The sequence below is a fragment of the Pseudomonas sp. AC193 genome, assembly GCF_979258075.1.
Genome location: NZ_OZ409832.1, coordinates 2501 through 18061 on the forward strand (window position 1 = coordinate 2501; position 15561 = coordinate 18061).

Below are 15561 nucleotides of genomic sequence, written 5' to 3' on the forward strand. Positions count from 1 at the left end.
AGATTGCTTGGGGTTATATGGTCAAGTGAAGAAGCGCATACGGTGGATGCCTTGGCAGTCAGAGGCGATGAAAGACGTGGTAGCCTGCGAAAAGCTTCGGGGAGTCGGCAAACAGACTTTGATCCGGAGATGTCTGAATGGGGGAACCCAGCCATCATAAGATGGTTATCTTGTACTGAATACATAGGTGCAAGAGGCGAACCAGGGGAACTGAAACATCTAAGTACCCTGAGGAAAAGAAATCAACCGAGATTCCCTTAGTAGTGGCGAGCGAACGGGGACTAGCCCTTAAGTGGCTTTGAGATTAGCGGAACGCTCTGGAAAGTGCGGCCATAGTGGGTGATAGCCCTGTACGCGAAAATCTCTTAGTCATGAAATCGAGTAGGACGGAGCACGAGAAACTTTGTCTGAATATGGGGGGACCATCCTCCAAGGCTAAATACTACTGACTGACCGATAGTGAACTAGTACCGTGAGGGAAAGGCGAAAAGAACCCCGGAGAGGGGAGTGAAATAGATCCTGAAACCGTATGCGTACAAGCAGTGGGAGCAGACTTTGTTCTGTGACTGCGTACCTTTTGTATAATGGGTCAGCGACTTATTTTCAGTGGCGAGCTTAACCGAATAGGGGAGGCGTAGCGAAAGCGAGTCTTAATAGGGCGTCTAGTCGCTGGGAATAGACCCGAAACCGGGCGATCTATCCATGGGCAGGTTGAAGGTTGGGTAACACTAACTGGATGACCGAACCGACTACCGTTGAAAAGTTAGCGGATGACCTGTGGATCGGAGTGAAAGGCTAATCAAGCTCGGAGATAGCTGGTTCTCCTCGAAAGCTATTTAGGTAGCGCCTCATGTATCACTGTAGGGGGTAGAGCACTGTTTCGGCTAGGGGGTCATCCCGACTTACCAAACCGATGCAAACTCCGAATACCTACAAGTGCCGAGCATGGGAGACACACGGCGGGTGCTAACGTCCGTCGTGAAAAGGGAAACAACCCAGACCGTCAGCTAAGGTCCCAAAGTTATGGTTAAGTGGGAAACGATGTGGGAAGGCTTAGACAGCTAGGAGGTTGGCTTAGAAGCAGCCACCCTTTAAAGAAAGCGTAATAGCTCACTAGTCGAGTCGGCCTGCGCGGAAGATGTAACGGGGCTCAAACCATACACCGAAGCTACGGGTATCACCTTCGGGTGATGCGGTAGAGGAGCGTTCTGTAAGCCTGTGAAGGTGAGTTGAGAAGCTTGCTGGAGGTATCAGAAGTGCGAATGCTGACATGAGTAACGACAATGGGTGTGAAAAACACCCACGCCGAAAGACCAAGGTTTCCTGCGCAACGTTAATCGACGCAGGGTTAGTCGGTCCCTAAGGCGAGGCTGAAAAGCGTAGTCGATGGAAAACAGGTTAATATTCCTGTACTTCTGGTTATTGCGATGGAGGGACGGAGAAGGCTAGGCCAGCTTGGCGTTGGTTGTCCAAGTTTAAGGTGGTAGGCTGAGATCTTAGGTAAATCCGGGATCTTAAGGCCGAGAGCTGATGACGAGTGTTCTTTTAGAACACGAAGTGGTTGATGCCATGCTTCCAAGAAAAGCTTCTAAGCTTCAGGTAACCAGGAACCGTACCCCAAACCGACACAGGTGGTTGGGTAGAGAATACCAAGGCGCTTGAGAGAACTCGGGTGAAGGAACTAGGCAAAATGGCACCGTAACTTCGGGAGAAGGTGCGCCGGTGAGGGTGAAGGACTTGCTCCGTAAGCTCATGCCGGTCGAAGATACCAGGCCGCTGCGACTGTTTATTAAAAACACAGCACTCTGCAAACACGAAAGTGGACGTATAGGGTGTGACGCCTGCCCGGTGCCGGAAGGTTAATTGATGGGGTTAGCTAACGCGAAGCTCTTGATCGAAGCCCCGGTAAACGGCGGCCGTAACTATAACGGTCCTAAGGTAGCGAAATTCCTTGTCGGGTAAGTTCCGACCTGCACGAATGGCGTAACGATGGCGGCGCTGTCTCCACCCGAGACTCAGTGAAATTGAAATCGCTGTGAAGATGCAGTGTATCCGCGGCTAGACGGAAAGACCCCGTGAACCTTTACTATAGCTTTGCACTGGACTTTGAATTTGCTTGTGTAGGATAGGTGGGAGGCTTTGAAGCGTGGACGCCAGTTCGCGTGGAGCCAACCTTGAAATACCACCCTGGCAACTTTGAGGTTCTAACTCAGGTCCGTTATCCGGATCGAGGACAGTGTATGGTGGGTAGTTTGACTGGGGCGGTCTCCTCCTAAAGAGTAACGGAGGAGTACGAAGGTGCGCTCAGACCGGTCGGAAATCGGTCGTAGAGTATAAAGGCAAAAGCGCGCTTGACTGCGAGACAGACACGTCGAGCAGGTACGAAAGTAGGTCTTAGTGATCCGGTGGTTCTGTATGGAAGGGCCATCGCTCAACGGATAAAAGGTACTCCGGGGATAACAGGCTGATACCGCCCAAGAGTTCATATCGACGGCGGTGTTTGGCACCTCGATGTCGGCTCATCACATCCTGGGGCTGAAGCCGGTCCCAAGGGTATGGCTGTTCGCCATTTAAAGTGGTACGCGAGCTGGGTTTAGAACGTCGTGAGACAGTTCGGTCCCTATCTGCCGTGGACGTTTGAGATTTGAGAGGGGCTGCTCCTAGTACGAGAGGACCGGAGTGGACGAACCTCTGGTGTTCCGGTTGTCACGCCAGTGGCATTGCCGGGTAGCTATGTTCGGAATAGATAACCGCTGAAAGCATCTAAGCGGGAAACTAGCCTCAAGATGAGATCTCACTGGAACCTTGAGTTCCCTGAAGGGCCGTCGAAGACTACGACGTTGATAGGTTGGGTGTGTAAGCGCTGTGAGGCGTTGAGCTAACCAATACTAATTGCCCGTGAGGCTTGACCATATAACACCCAAGCAATTTGACTACTCGAAAGAGCATCAGATTGCGGTGTGTGAAGACGAAACGAACCGAAAGTTCGATGTTCACAAAACACCGAAAGCTATCACATACCCAATTTGCTGAAGCGAGGCCATCTGGTCACGATTCAGTACCCGAATTTCTTGACGACCATAGAGCGTTGGAACCACCTGATCCCATCCCGAACTCAGCAGTGAAACGATGCATCGCCGATGGTAGTGTGGGGTTTCCCCATGTGAGAGTAGGTCATCGTCAAGATTGAATTCCGAAACCCCAATTGCGAAAGCAGTTGGGGTTTTGTTTTGCCCGCAGGAAAGTCACCGAAAGAGTTTTTAACAAGACAATGGACAGGCGCCACCCAGCGCGCCGCAACCTGACAGGCCGAAGTGAGCTAGCAGCGAGCGAATTAACAGGTGAGTGTCTTTCTGGCAGGCATTAAAAAGCCGGCTTGTGGCCGGCTTCTCGGGGACTGGCTTGGTTCATTTTTGGTAAACCGCGCCAGCCTTCAAAACGTACACCCGGATCTTGCGTCCGGCTGTGGGACTTGGTCAGAGGTTGGTCTGCCGCGTCGGGCGCTATCAGAACCGTAGGGCGGGTCGATGCGCAAATGTGGGGCGAAGGATACTGATTTTTACCGCAGATTCCCAGGCCGAAGTGCGGATTAGAGCTGTCAAAGCATCAGAAATAGCGTTGTGCACTGACGATCATTAGAGAAACGGCACCACAGGCCGACGCTTGCTCAGTGTCGACCACCAGAACACCCAGCCCAGAATATGAATCCGCTGCTCGTCCAGTTGCGCTGCACGGAAGATCTCGTCCGGGTACTCGGCACTGTTGTGGCTACGCAGGCGCAAGCCATTGCCCGGCATGCGATGCAGATACTTGATGCGCAACATCCCGTCGTGTTCGATCGCATAGATCTCGCCATCGACGACCTGAGTCAGTCCTCGATCAATGGCAACGATGGATCCGTCTTCGATTCGCTCGGCCATGCTGTTGCCGATCATGCGTGCACAGATAGCGTCAGAGTGTTTTATTTCAAGTTGATCCAGCTGTGCGCGAAGCAGGCGGATGGATTGATCCGTATCTTCGATGACGTGTGTTTTGCCGGTATCGGTGAGAGGTTTCTCATTGAAAAACACCAGGTCAATGTCGTTGGGATCAATGACCGTATAGACGCCGCGCACAGATTGGGCGTCGAAGGTGTCGCCATTGCTGGCAGGGGCATGGAGACGTGGCGACTCCTTGTGGCCCTCCCCAGTTTTCAGCCATTCGCTGTTCACGGACAGCAGGCGTGAGACCTCTTCCATGCGATACGCCGGGACGCCCCGGGTGTACCAGTTGTGGACATTTTGGGCTTCCGTGCCCCAGAACTTTGCGAATCCCGTGGTGGAGATGTTCGCTGCTTCCAGGAGTGCCTTGAATCTTGGACCGCTCGTGTTCTTTCTCATAAACACGGAGTCTACGGCCGTGCCAGAGCGGTTTGAATAAACCGGGCGTTCAAAAGCAGGCTGAATTTTACGACGGGATGTAAGACGTTCTTGTGGGAAATTAAACAGGTCACAACAATATCAAGAGAGCGATAAACAGCCTGTTTAAGCGGCTGGTTCACGTCGATAAAAAAACCCCGGATATCCGGGGTTTTCTTCAAGCATCACCCGAGTCGAAGCGTCTTAGCCTTTGTAGGCTGCAACCGACTTGGTGATTGCTTCGCGGGCGGCGTCTGCACCAGCCCAGCCTTCGATCTTGACCCATTTGCCTTTTTCGAGATCTTTGTAGTTCGCGAAGAAGTGCTCGATCTGCTGGATCAGCAGAGGCGGCAGGTCGGTGTATTCCTTAACGTCCACGTACAGCTGGGACAGCTTGTCGTGTGGCACTGCGATGACTTTGGCATCGCCGCCGCCGTCGTCGGTCATGTTCAGGATGCCAACCGGACGTGCACGGATAACCGAGCCTGGCGCAACCGGGTAAGGGGTTACAACCAGCACGTCGAGGGGATCACCGTCGTCAGCCAGGGTGTTCGGGATGTAACCGTAGTTGGCCGGGTAGAACATTGGGGTGGCCATGAAACGGTCAACGAACAGGCAATCGCTGTCTTTGTCGATTTCGTATTTGATCGGCGCGTGGTTGGCCGGAATCTCGATCGCGACGTAGATGTCGTTCGGCAGGTCTTTGCCAGCCGGAATCTTGCTGTAGCTCATTGGGCGTTGCCCCCGTAGTTGACCAAAAACACTTGGCCGGATTGCCAAAAAGTGGCGGCGATTATAGGCATATTCTGCCGACGACGCCATTCACCGAAAGTCCTGAAGGTCGTGCAGACCTTAGTCGTGAGCCTGATAGACCGGGTCGCTGGCCTGAAGTTGCCGCAACCTGCTCAATGGATCCTGACGATAGAAAAGTCGCAACTGCTCATAGACCTGTGGATAAGTCTCATGGAGCAGATCGGGTGCGCTGAAGAAGTACTCACTGGTGACGGCAAAGAACTCTGCCGGATTCTCAGCCGCGTAAGGATCGATCGCGGTCTCGGCGTCAGGATCGCGCTCCAGTTGACCGTCAAGATCATCGTAAGCGGCCTGCATCACCGCGGCCCAGTCGCTGACGCGCATGTCCGCGTGCAGCGGTGGCAGGCCATTGGCATCGCCATTGAGCATGTCGAGTTTGTGCGCCAGCTCGTGGATCACCAGGTTGTAACCTTCCCAGCCACCACTGGCCATCACCCCAGGCCAGGCGAGAATAATCGGCCCCTGCTGCCAGGCTTCGCCGCTGTGTTCGCCGTCCCATTCGTGCTCGACGCCGCTGGCATCGCGGTGTCGTTGCGGGCTGACAAAGTCATCGGGATAAAGGACGATTTCGTGGAAGCCTTGATACCAGTTCAGATCGCCAAGATTCAGCAGCGGCAATTGCGCCTGCGCGGCAAGCAGCAGGCGTTGTTCCTGATGCAGTTCGACGCCGGGCAGGGCGGTCAGGTGTTTTTCTTCGAGGAACAGGACGCAGGCTTCGCGCAGCCACTGATCTTCGGCAGCAGTGATGCCGTCAAGAAAACTCAAGTGATGCCGCACCCGTTGCCACATATCGTCGGCAATCGGGTGCTTGGCGAGGATGCGTCGACGCCGCCAGGCGCTTAGCGACCACATCGCTTAGTGCGATTGGGCTTTAGTGCCGCCAAAACGGCTGCGCACCACGCCGATGATCATCGGAATGAGAGACAGCAAGATGATCGCAACAACCAGCAACGACAGGTTCTTCTTGATGAACGGAACGTTGCCGAAGAAGTAGCCCAGCGTCACGAGGCCGCCCACCCAGAGGATCGTACCCAGAACACTGAAACCGAAGAAACGTGGATACGGCATACGCGCAACGCCCGCCACGAACGGAGCGAAGGTACGGATGATCGGCAGAAAGCGCGCCAGCGTTACGGTTTTGCCGCCGTGCTTGTCGTAGAAATCATGGGTCTTTTGCAAATAGTCACGACGAAAGATTTTCGAGTTCGGATTGCTGAACAGCTTCTCGCCGGCCGTTCGTCCGATCACGTAATTGGTACTGTCGCCGAGAATCGCCGCGAGCATCAGCAAACCCCCCAGCAGTACTGGATCCATGCCGCCGCCGGCCGCTACAGCGCCGGCGATGAATAGCAGTGAATCACCCGGCAGGAATGGCATCACCACCAGACCGGTTTCGCAGAAAATCACCAGAAACAGGATGGCGTAGATCCACGGCCCGTAGTTGTTAACCAGCAAATCGAGATAAACGTCGAGATGCAGGATCAGGTCGAGCGGGTTGAAATCCATGGAGGCACCTGTATGGCGGCCCGACTCGGCAGGCCTGTGCGGATAACTTCGTGTAAGCCTACAGCGAGGTGTAGTTTTTCTTACAAGCTGGGAAGCTCGAGATTATACGGCCTGAAACATCAAAAGCGCGTTGGTTTTGTAGCGAGGGATGTCGGTGTGTGAGTAATTGTCAGGCAGTTGATCGCAGCCCCGTAGGAGCTGCCGAAGGCTGCGATCTTTTGACTTCAGAGCTCGTCGCTGATCGGCAACACGTAGTTCTTGAACTCGGTGTCTTCCTTGAACCCAATCGATTCGTAGGTTTTCTGCGCCACTTCGTTGTTGCTGCTGGTCGAGACGCGCATGCGCACAGCCTGGGTTTCCTTGGCCATCTTCTTCGCAGTGCGGATCAGGTTGTCGGCGACCAGTTGGCGGCGGGCGTCTTCGGCGACGTAGATGTCGTTGAGGATCCACACACGCTTGAGTGACAGCGATGAAAAGCTCGGATAGAGCTGACAGAAACCCATGAGCTTTTTGTCGTCATCATCCGCCAGCGCCAGATAAATCACCGATTCCTTGCGGCGCAGGCGTTTTTCGAGGAAGGCGCGGGACGAGTCGGGATAAGGCAGGGAGCCATAAAACTCGCGGTATTTGACGAACAACGGCGTGAGCAAATCGAGGTGTTCAAGAGTCGCTTGGATAATCCGCATGTCAGGTCTCGTCCTTCAAGTGGCTGTCTTCACGTGTTGTGACGGCGACGGTAAACCCTGGCGGCCGTGCATCGATCCTGCCTCAAACAGGATCAGAAACGCAATGCAGAAACGGTTCAGTTTGGCGGCGGATCCAGTAGGAAGTTTCCTTTCATGTCCTTATCAGCGTCCGACTCCAGCGTCTGAACTTGCGCTTCATCCTTCAGGTTGACCCCCGACAGCTGCCGCCGGCACGCTTCGCGCATCAGGTACAGCAAGCGATGCGCCGCCATGCCATAGCTCAAACCCTCCAGCCGGACATTGGAAATGCAGTTGCGATAGGCATCGGTCAGACCGACTTTTGGGTTGTAGGTGAAATACAGCCCCAAGCTGTCCGGCGAACTGAGCCCCGGGCGCTCACCAATCAGCATCACCACCATTTTCGCGCCGAGCAATTGCCCGATTTCATCGCCGATGGCGACGCGACCCTGTTCCACCAAGACCACCGGGGCGATTGACCAGCCATCGCCGCTCATTTGTTCTTCCAGCCGGGTGATAAACGGCAGCGTGTGGCGATGCACTGCCAGTGCCGACAAGCCATCCGCGACGACAATCACCAGATCGACCCCGCCGGGGTGCGCGGCCAAGTAGTCGCGAAGACTTTGCGCCGAGTCATCGCTGAGTTTGCGTCCCAGATCCGGGCGTTGCAGGTAGCTGTTGCGATCCAGCGCCGCACTGTGAAGCAGCAAACTCTCACGCCCTCGTTCACTTAATTGCGCACTGAGCCCCGCGTGATCAAACGGCAAATGCACCGCATCCCGCGCCTGAGCGTGAGCGAACTGGAAATCCAGTTGCGCGCTGGTCGGCAGACTGGTGCCGGTGCGGCCAAGGGCAATCCGCGCCGGGGTCAGGCGGCGCAGTTCCAGCCAAGGGTTTTGCGGATCGACGGGCGGTTTATCCATGCGACTCATCCCAGTTGCGCCAGCGCTTGGCGGAAGGCCGGCGGCAGGTTGTTACCGAAGCGAACCTTGCCGTCCGCCTGCGTGAAGATGCCCATATTGGCCAACCATTGTTCAAATTCCGGCGCCGGTTTCAGGCCCAGTGTATGGCGAGCGTAGAGCGCGTCATGAAACGAAGTGGTCTGGTAATTGAGCATGATGTCGTCGGAGCCGGGGATGCCCATGATGAAGTTGATCCCGGCGACACCGAGCAGAGTCAGCAGGGTGTCCATGTCGTCCTGATCGGCTTCGGCGTGGTTGGTGTAGCAGATGTCGCAACCCATCGGCACGCCGAGGAGCTTGCCGCAGAAGTGGTCTTCAAGGCCGGCGCGGATGATCTGTTTGCCGTTGTAGAGGTATTCCGGGCCGATAAATCCTACGACGGTGTTCACCAGAAACGGTTTGAAATGCCGTGCCACGGCATAGGCTCGGGTCTCGCAGGTCTGTTGATCGACACCGTGATGAGCGTTGGCCGACAGCGCGCTGCCCTGACCGGTTTCGAAATACATCAGGTTTTGCCCGAGGGTGCCGCGATTAAGGCTCAGTCCCGCGTCATAACCCTCCTGCAAGACATTCAGATTGATACCGAAACTGGCGTTGGCCGCTTCGGTGCCGGCAATCGACTGGAACACCAGATCCAGCGGCACGCCCCGGTTGATCGCCTCGATTGAGGTGGTGACGTGGGTGAGCACGCAGGCTTGAGTCGGAATGTCGTAGCGCTGGATGATCGCGTCGAGCATTTCCAGCATCGCGCAAATCGAGGCAATGCTGTCGGTGGCCGGGTTGATGCCGATCATCGCATCGCCATTGCCGTAGAGCAGACCGTCGAGAATGCTCGCGGCGATGCCGGACGGTTCGTCGGTCGGGTGGTTCGGTTGCAGACGCGTGGACAGGCGCCCGCGCAGGCCGAGAGTGCCGCGAAATTTCGTCACCACGCGGATCTTCTGCGCGACCAATACCAAATCCTGCACGCGCATGATTTTCGACACGGCGGCGACCATTTCCGGCGTCAGGCCGGGGGCGAGGTCGCGCAGGCTGGTTTCATCGGCGGCGTCACTGAGCAACCAATCGCGGAAACCGCCCACGGTAAGGTGGCTGACCACGGCGAAAGCCTGTTTGTCGTGGGTGTCGATGATCAGTCGGGTGACTTCATCGGATTCGTAGGGGATCAGCGCTTCTTGCAGGAAATGCGTGAGCGGGATGTCGGCCAGCGCCATTTGTGCTGCTACGCGTTCGCCATCATTGAGCGCGGCGACACCGGCGAGGAAATCTCCGGAGCGCGCCGGGCTGGCCTTGGCCATGACGTCCTTGAGGTTGTCGAAGCGATAGGTCTGGGCGCCGACGGAATGGGCGAATGCGGCCACGATATCCTCCTGTAATCGATAATCCCTGTAGGAGCTGCCGAAGGCTGCGATCTTTTGATCTGGCTTTTAAAAGATCAAAAGATCGCAGCCTGCGGCAGCTCCTACAGGGTTCCAGCACAGTGCCTGAATGGGCGCTGTGCACTTTTATATGTCAGCTAGATACCTTCGAGCATAGCGTCTGTCGGTGCATCGGCGCGTTGCTTGGCGGTCAGCTGGAAATACAGATAGCCAGCGGCCATGAAACCAAGGAACACACAGCCGATCAGCGTGTTGAACCACGCCATCGCCACCAGACACACCACCGCCAGAAACAGTGCAATCGCCGGCACCACCGGATAACCCGGCGCACGGAAGGTGCGCTCCAGGTTCGGCTCGGTTTTGCGCAATTTGAACAGGCTGAGCATGCTGATGATGTACATCACGATCGCGCCGAACACCGACATGGTGATCATCGCGGCGGTCAGGGTCATGCCTTGCAGGTTAACCAAACCATCGCTGTAGATTGCCGCAATGCCGATCACGCCACCGGCCAGAATCGCCCGGTGCGGGGTCTGGAAGCGCGAGAGTTTGGCCAGCCCTTTAGGCAGATAACCGGCGCGGGCAAGAGCGAAGAACTGTCGCGAGTAACCGAGGATGATCCCGTGGAAACTCGCCACCAGCCCGAACAGGCCGATCCACACCAGCATGTGCATCCACGTCGAGTTATTGCCGACCACGGCTTTCATCGCCTGCGGCAGCGGATCGTTGATGTTCGACAGCTGACGCCAGTCGCCAACGCCGCCAGCCATGACCATCACGCCGATGGCCAGAAATACCAGGGTCAGAATGCCGCTGACGTAAGCCTTGGGAATCGTCCGTTTCGGGTCTTTGGCCTCTTCGGCGGCCATCGCCGCGCCCTCGATGGCGAGGAAGAACCAGATCGCGAACGGTATCGCCGCGAAGATCCCGGGGATCGAGGCCATGGTGAATTCGTTGGAGCCCGACCAGCCATTCAATACAAAATTACTGAAGCTGAAGCCCGGCGCCACCACGCCCATGAATACTAAAAGCTCGGCAACGGCCAGCACTGTGACCACCAGTTCGAAGGTCGCGGCGATGCTGACGCCGAGTATATTCAGGGTCATGAACACGAAATACGCGCCGACCGCCGCGATCTTCGGATCAAGCTCCGGGTATTGCACATTTAGATAGGCGCCGATGGCCATGGCAATGGCGGGGGGCGCAAAGACAAACTCGATCAGCGTGGCGATGCCAGCGATCAATCCGCCTTTCTCGCCGAACGCCCGACGGCTGTAGGCAAACGGCCCGCCGGCGTGTGGAATAGCGGTGGTCAATTCGGTGAAGCTGAAGATGAAGCAGGTGTACATGGTCGCGACCATCAACGCCGTGACCAGAAAACCCAGGGTGCCGGCGGTGCCCCAGCCGTAACTCCAGCCGAAGTACTCGCCGGAAATCACCAGGCCGACGGCAATGCCCCAGAGGTGCAGGGTGCCGAGTGTGGGTTTGAGCTGTGTGGTTGAAGTCATAAGTCCTCGCTGTCTTTTTATTGTTCGATTTTTTGGACTTTCGGGTGATGCGGTTGGGGTGGATGGGGCTGTTCACGCAGCGGCAGTTTTTCTGCAAATCCTGAATGACGGGTACGCAAGGGCCGTGCCAGAGCGGCCAGCCCTTTTGTGTTGTGTCATTCAGGATGCTGATCGCGAGCAGGCTCACTCCTACAGTAGGAATGCGGTGCAAATGTAGGAGTGAGCCTGCTCGCGATAGCAATTGAGAGGGCGACACAGAAATATCTGTGTCGCCCGAAGGTTTAGAAGAAACCCAACGGATTGATGTCGTAGCTCACCAGCAGGTTTTTCGTTTGCTGATAGTGATCGAGCATCATCTTGTGCGTCTCACGCCCCACGCCGGACTTCTTGTACCCGCCAAACGCGGCATGCGCCGGATACAGGTGGTAGCAGTTGGCTCGACACACGACCGGCCTTGATCGCGCGGCCCATGCGGTAGGCGCGGTTGATGTCGCGAGTCCACAGACCGGCGCCGAGGCCGAACTCGGTGTCGTTGGCGATCGCCAGCGCTTCGGCTTCGTCCTTGAACGTGGTGATGCTCACCACTGGCCCGAAGATTTCTTCCTGGAACACGCGCATCTTGTTGGTGCCCTTGAGCAGGGTCGGCTGGATGTAATAGCCGGTCGACAGATTGCCCTCGAGTTTTTCCACCTTGCCGCCGGTCAACAGCTCGGCGCCTTCGCCCTTGGCGATTTCCAGGTACGAAAGAATCTTGTCGAATTGTTGCTCGGAGGCCTGCGCGCCAACCATGGTGTCGGTGTCCAGCGGATCGCCACGTTTGATTTGCAGGACTTTCTTCATCACCACGGCCATGAACTCGTCGTAGATCGATTCCTGTACCAGTGCGCGCGATGGGCAGGTGCAGACTTCGCCTTGGTTGAAGAACGCCAGCACCAGACCTTCAGCGGCTTTCTCAATGAACGTCGGCTCGGCCTGCATGATGTCTTCGAAGAAGATGTTCGGCGACTTGCCACCGAGTTCCACGGTCGACGGAATGATGTTCTCTGCCGCGCATTTCATGATGTGCGAGCCAACCGGGGTCGAGCCGGTGAAGGCAATCTTGGCGATGCGTTTGCTGGTGGCTAGTGCTTCGCCGGCCTCTTTGCCATAGCCCTGAACAATGTTCAGCACGCCCGGCGGCAGCAGGTCGCCGATCAGTTCCAGCAACACGGTAATGCCCAGCGGGGTTTGTTCGGCAGGCTTGAGCACCACGCAGTTACCGGCGGCCAGCGCTGGTGCGAGTTTCCACGCGGCCATCAGGATCGGGAAGTTCCACGGGATGATCTGGCCGACCACGCCCAGCGGTTCATGAATGTGATAAGCCACGGTGTTGCCGTCGATTTCGGCAGCGCTGCCTTCTTGGGCGCGCAGGCAGCCAGCGAAGTAGCGGAAATGGTCGGCGGCCAGCGGGATGTCGGCGTTGAGGGTTTCGCGGATGGCTTTGCCGTTGTCCCAGGTTTCAGTGATCGCCAGCAGCTCGAGGTTCTGTTCGATGCGGTCGGCGATTTTCAGCAGGATCAGCGAGCGTGCCTGCACGGAAGTGGAGCCCCACGCATCGGCAGCGGCGTGAGCGGCGTCCAGTGCCTTGTCGATGTCTTCGGCAGTGGAGCGCGGGAATTCGGCAATCGGTTGGCCATTCACTGGCGAGGTGTTGGTGAAGTACTGACCTTTGACAGGCGCGACGAACTCGCCGCCGATGTAGTTACCGTACTTGCTCTTGAACGAGACTTTGGCGCCTTCAGTACCGGGGTGAGCGTAACGCATGATGATGTTCTCCTTGGCTTTGTACTTATTAGAGAAACGCGCAAGTGCGCTTGCTATAAGCGTAGAGCAAGGGTCGGGCCACCGCCGTGAGGAGCCGTGAAATCAAGGGGTTGGCAGGTTTTTGTCGGACGAGCGGAATGGCGCTGTGACGCTATCGGTACAGGTGGGGTGACAGTTTGTACCGCTTTTGGCACAGCCTGTGACCGGGCAGTCTTGCCAGCATTGCAATGGTGCTTGAGCTAGAGGATGCTCAACCCACAGCAACCCCGTAGGAGCTGCCGAAGGCTGCGATCTTTTGATTTTGCTTTTTTGCAGATCAAGATCAAAAGATCGTCCGAACGCGGCCCGAGCCTTCGGCAGATCCTACATGAGGTTTGCGTCGACCTTTCGGGGAGAACAATAAGAAATGCACGACAACCATTTGAGTCGCCATGCCCAGCAGGTTCTCACCGTCAGTCAGGGCAAACCGCACCTGCACGGGCCTGGAGCTGATCCGTCGATTGCCCGCTCGTGGCTGCGCTGTCTTGAGGACTATCACCTCGACCCGGCGCTAAGCATCGCGCCGACCGTGCTTGAACACGGGCGCGTCCTCGAAAGCCGTGAGCGTTTGCAACAAGTCCTGCAGATCGCCGGCAATGAAATGAGCAGCCTCCATCAACAACTGTCCGGTGCCGGCCATGCGGTGCTGCTGACCGACGCGCGCGGGGTGATCCTCAATTGCGTCACCGCACCCGCTGAACGGAAAATTTTCGAATGCGCCGGCCTCTGGCTCGGTGCCGACTGGAGCGAAGCCTGCGAAGGCACCAATGGCATCGGCACCTGCCTGGTCGAACGTCAGGCGCTGACCATTCATCAGGACGAACACTTTCGCGGTCGCCACACCGGCCTGACCTGTTCGGCGAGCCCGGTGTTTGATCCGCATGGCGAACTGCTGGCGGTGCTCGACGTGTCCTCGGCCCGTCACGATGTCTCGCGGCAGAGCCAGTTCCACACCATGGCGCTGGTCAGTCTGTCGGCGAAGATGATCGAGAGCTGCTACTTCCTGCGTTGCTTCGATAACCAATGGTTGCTGCGTTTCCACTTGCAGGCCGAGTCCGTCGGGCTGTTCAGCGAAGGCTTGCTGGCGTTTGACGGCGAAGGACGGATCAGCGCGGTTAATCAGAGTGCGCTGAACCTGCTCGGGCATATTCGCGGCGGGCTATTGGGGAAACCGGTCGAGGCGTTTTTCGATTGTTCGCTGGATGAGTTGCTTGGCCGCGCCAGCGCGAATGCCAGCGCCAGTTGGCCGCTGCGCACCCGTGACGGGCGCCATCTGTTTGCTGTGTTGCGCGGTGAATCGCGTAAACCCGCGCCGCTCATGCCGCTGGCAAAAATTATCGAAGCGCCGCGCCTGTCCGGGATTTGTCTGGGTGACGCCGCGCTGCAAGCGGATTTTCGCAAAGCACTGCGCGTGTTCGAGCGGGATGTGCCGCTGCTGATCAATGGCGAAACCGGCTCGGGTAAAGAAGCCTTTGCCAAAGCTGTACATCAAGCCAGTCAGCGCTCGGACAAAGCTTTTGTCGCGCTCAACTGTGCGGCGATCCCTGAAAGCCTGATTGAAAGCGAGCTGTTCGGTTATCGCGGCGGCAGCTTTACCGGCGCAAGAAAGGATGGCATGCGCGGCAAGTTGCAGCAGGCCGATGGCGGCACGTTGTTCCTCGATGAGATTGGCGATATGCCGTTGGCCTTGCAGACGCGTTTGTTGCGGGTGCTGGAGGATCGGCAGGTGGTGCCGATCGGTGGCGAACCGGAATCGGTCAACGTGCGCATCATCAGCGCGACGCACCGCAATCTGTTGGCGCGGGTTGAGGACGGCAGCTTTCGCGAGGATTTGTATTACCGCTTGAACGGGCTGGAAGTGGCGCTGCCGGCGCTGCGTGAACGCAGTGATAAATCGCAGCTGCTGGATTTTCTGCTGGCCGAAGAGGCGGGCGGCGAAACGATCCTGATCGAAGAGCCGGCGCGGCAGGCGTTACTGGCGTTCAACTGGCCGGGGAATGTGCGGCAGTTGCGTAATGTGTTGCGCACGTTGGCGGCGTTGTGTGATGAGGGGCGGATCGGGCTGGACGATTTGCCGGTGATGATTCGGCAGGTGCGCCCACCAGTGGTGGAGTCCGCTCTGTCCGAGCAACCACTTGAAGATGCCGAACGATTGGCATTGCTCAGTACACTGGAGCGCACGCGCTGGCATATGACCCACACCGCCGAGCAACTCGGCGTGAGTCGCAACACCCTCTACAGAAAGCTGCGCAAACACGGCATCGTCCGAACTGCATAAATCCCCCTGTAGGAGCTGCCGAAGGCTGCGATCTTTTGATCTTGTTATTTTTAAGATCAAAAGATCGCAGCCTCGTTGCACTCGTCAGCTCCTACAGTCCTACAGGTGGAGGAGATGGGGGCGGTGATCACCTAAAGAGTGCGATTTCCCCCTCCCTACGCTAACCTGCGGC

At 56.9% G+C, this 15561-nt stretch carries 9 protein-coding genes, 2 rRNA genes and 1 pseudogene; 3 read left to right on the forward strand and 9 right to left on the reverse strand.

Annotation, left to right across the window (positions count from 1 at the left end; all coding sequences use genetic code 11):
- Window positions 1-19: 19 nt before the first annotated feature.
- Both ACZZ0D_RS00020 and rrf read left to right on the forward strand, forming a co-directional pair.
- Window positions 20-2913 (forward strand): 23S ribosomal RNA (locus tag ACZZ0D_RS00020).
- A 157-nt stretch (window positions 2914-3070) separates the two neighbouring features.
- Window positions 3071-3186 (forward strand): 5S ribosomal RNA (gene rrf / locus ACZZ0D_RS00025).
- 449 nt (window positions 3187-3635) lie between these two features.
- Here rrf and ACZZ0D_RS00030 read toward each other — a convergent pair.
- The 9 genes and pseudogenes from ACZZ0D_RS00030 to exaC all read right to left on the reverse strand — a co-directional run bounded on the left by ACZZ0D_RS00030 (window position 3636) and on the right by exaC (window position 13072).
- Complete coding sequence (locus ACZZ0D_RS00030; protein WP_053124215.1) at window positions 3636-4379, reverse strand: S24 family peptidase; 744 nt, start codon at window positions 4377-4379, stop codon at window positions 3636-3638.
- Between the two features lie 222 nt (window positions 4380-4601).
- On the reverse strand, window positions 4602-5129 hold the full coding sequence (ppa, locus tag ACZZ0D_RS00035) for an inorganic diphosphatase (RefSeq protein WP_003205933.1): 528 nt from the start codon (window positions 5127-5129) through the stop codon (window positions 4602-4604).
- 120 nt (window positions 5130-5249) lie between these two features.
- A complete protein-coding gene (locus ACZZ0D_RS00040) occupies window positions 5250-6062 on the reverse strand; it encodes a M90 family metallopeptidase (RefSeq protein ID WP_463552185.1) in 813 nt (270 codons plus the stop codon).
- Between the two features lie 3 nt (window positions 6063-6065).
- The gene (locus ACZZ0D_RS00045) at window positions 6066-6716 is read right to left on the reverse strand and encodes a DedA family protein (RefSeq protein ID WP_053124211.1); all 651 of its coding nucleotides are present in this window, start codon (window positions 6714-6716) and stop codon (window positions 6066-6068) included.
- Between the two features lie 224 nt (window positions 6717-6940).
- A complete protein-coding gene (locus ACZZ0D_RS00050) occupies window positions 6941-7402 on the reverse strand; it encodes a GNAT family N-acetyltransferase (RefSeq protein ID WP_003228592.1) in 462 nt (153 codons plus the stop codon).
- 116 nt (window positions 7403-7518) lie between these two features.
- Window positions 7519-8352: an ethanolamine ammonia-lyase subunit EutC gene (eutC, locus tag ACZZ0D_RS00055; RefSeq protein ID WP_463552186.1), complete on the reverse strand. Its 834-nt coding sequence runs from the start codon at window positions 8350-8352 to the stop codon at window positions 7519-7521.
- On the reverse strand, window positions 8349-9743 hold the full coding sequence (locus ACZZ0D_RS00060; protein ID WP_463552187.1) for an ethanolamine ammonia-lyase subunit EutB: 1395 nt from the start codon (window positions 9741-9743) through the stop codon (window positions 8349-8351). Before ACZZ0D_RS00060 ends, eutC begins: the two co-directional genes overlap by 4 nt.
- Before the next feature lie 155 nt (window positions 9744-9898).
- Window positions 9899-11269, reverse strand: a complete 1371-nt coding sequence (gene eat / locus ACZZ0D_RS00065) for an ethanolamine permease (protein WP_053124206.1) — start codon at window positions 11267-11269, stop codon at window positions 9899-9901.
- 281 nt (window positions 11270-11550) lie between these two features.
- A pseudogene (gene exaC, locus ACZZ0D_RS00070) lies at window positions 11551-13072 on the reverse strand (acetaldehyde dehydrogenase ExaC).
- 406 nt (window positions 13073-13478) lie between these two features.
- Here exaC and ACZZ0D_RS00075 point away from each other — a divergent pair.
- Window positions 13479-15389: a sigma-54-dependent Fis family transcriptional regulator gene (locus tag ACZZ0D_RS00075; RefSeq protein WP_463552188.1), complete on the forward strand. Its 1911-nt coding sequence runs from the start codon at window positions 13479-13481 to the stop codon at window positions 15387-15389.
- Window positions 15390-15561: the final 172 nt, after the last annotated feature.

Coding starts and splice junctions, on each gene's coding strand:
- ACZZ0D_RS00030 (WP_053124215.1), bottom strand. CDS start 4,379: ATGAGAAAGAACACGAGCGGTCCAAGATTCAAGGCACTCCTGGAAGCA.
- ppa (WP_003205933.1), bottom strand. CDS start 5,129: ATGAGCTACAGCAAGATTCCGGCTGGCAAAGACCTGCCGAACGACATC.
- ACZZ0D_RS00040 (WP_463552185.1), bottom strand. CDS start 6,062: ATGTGGTCGCTAAGCGCCTGGCGGCGTCGACGCATCCTCGCCAAGCAC.
- ACZZ0D_RS00045 (WP_053124211.1), bottom strand. CDS start 6,716: ATGGATTTCAACCCGCTCGACCTGATCCTGCATCTCGACGTTTATCTC.
- ACZZ0D_RS00050 (WP_003228592.1), bottom strand. CDS start 7,402: ATGCGGATTATCCAAGCGACTCTTGAACACCTCGATTTGCTCACGCCG.
- eutC (WP_463552186.1), bottom strand. CDS start 8,352: ATGAGTCGCATGGATAAACCGCCCGTCGATCCGCAAAACCCTTGGCTG.
- eat (WP_053124206.1), bottom strand. CDS start 11,269: ATGACTTCAACCACACAGCTCAAACCCACACTCGGCACCCTGCACCTC.
- ACZZ0D_RS00075 (WP_463552188.1), top strand. CDS start 13,479: ATGCACGACAACCATTTGAGTCGCCATGCCCAGCAGGTTCTCACCGTC.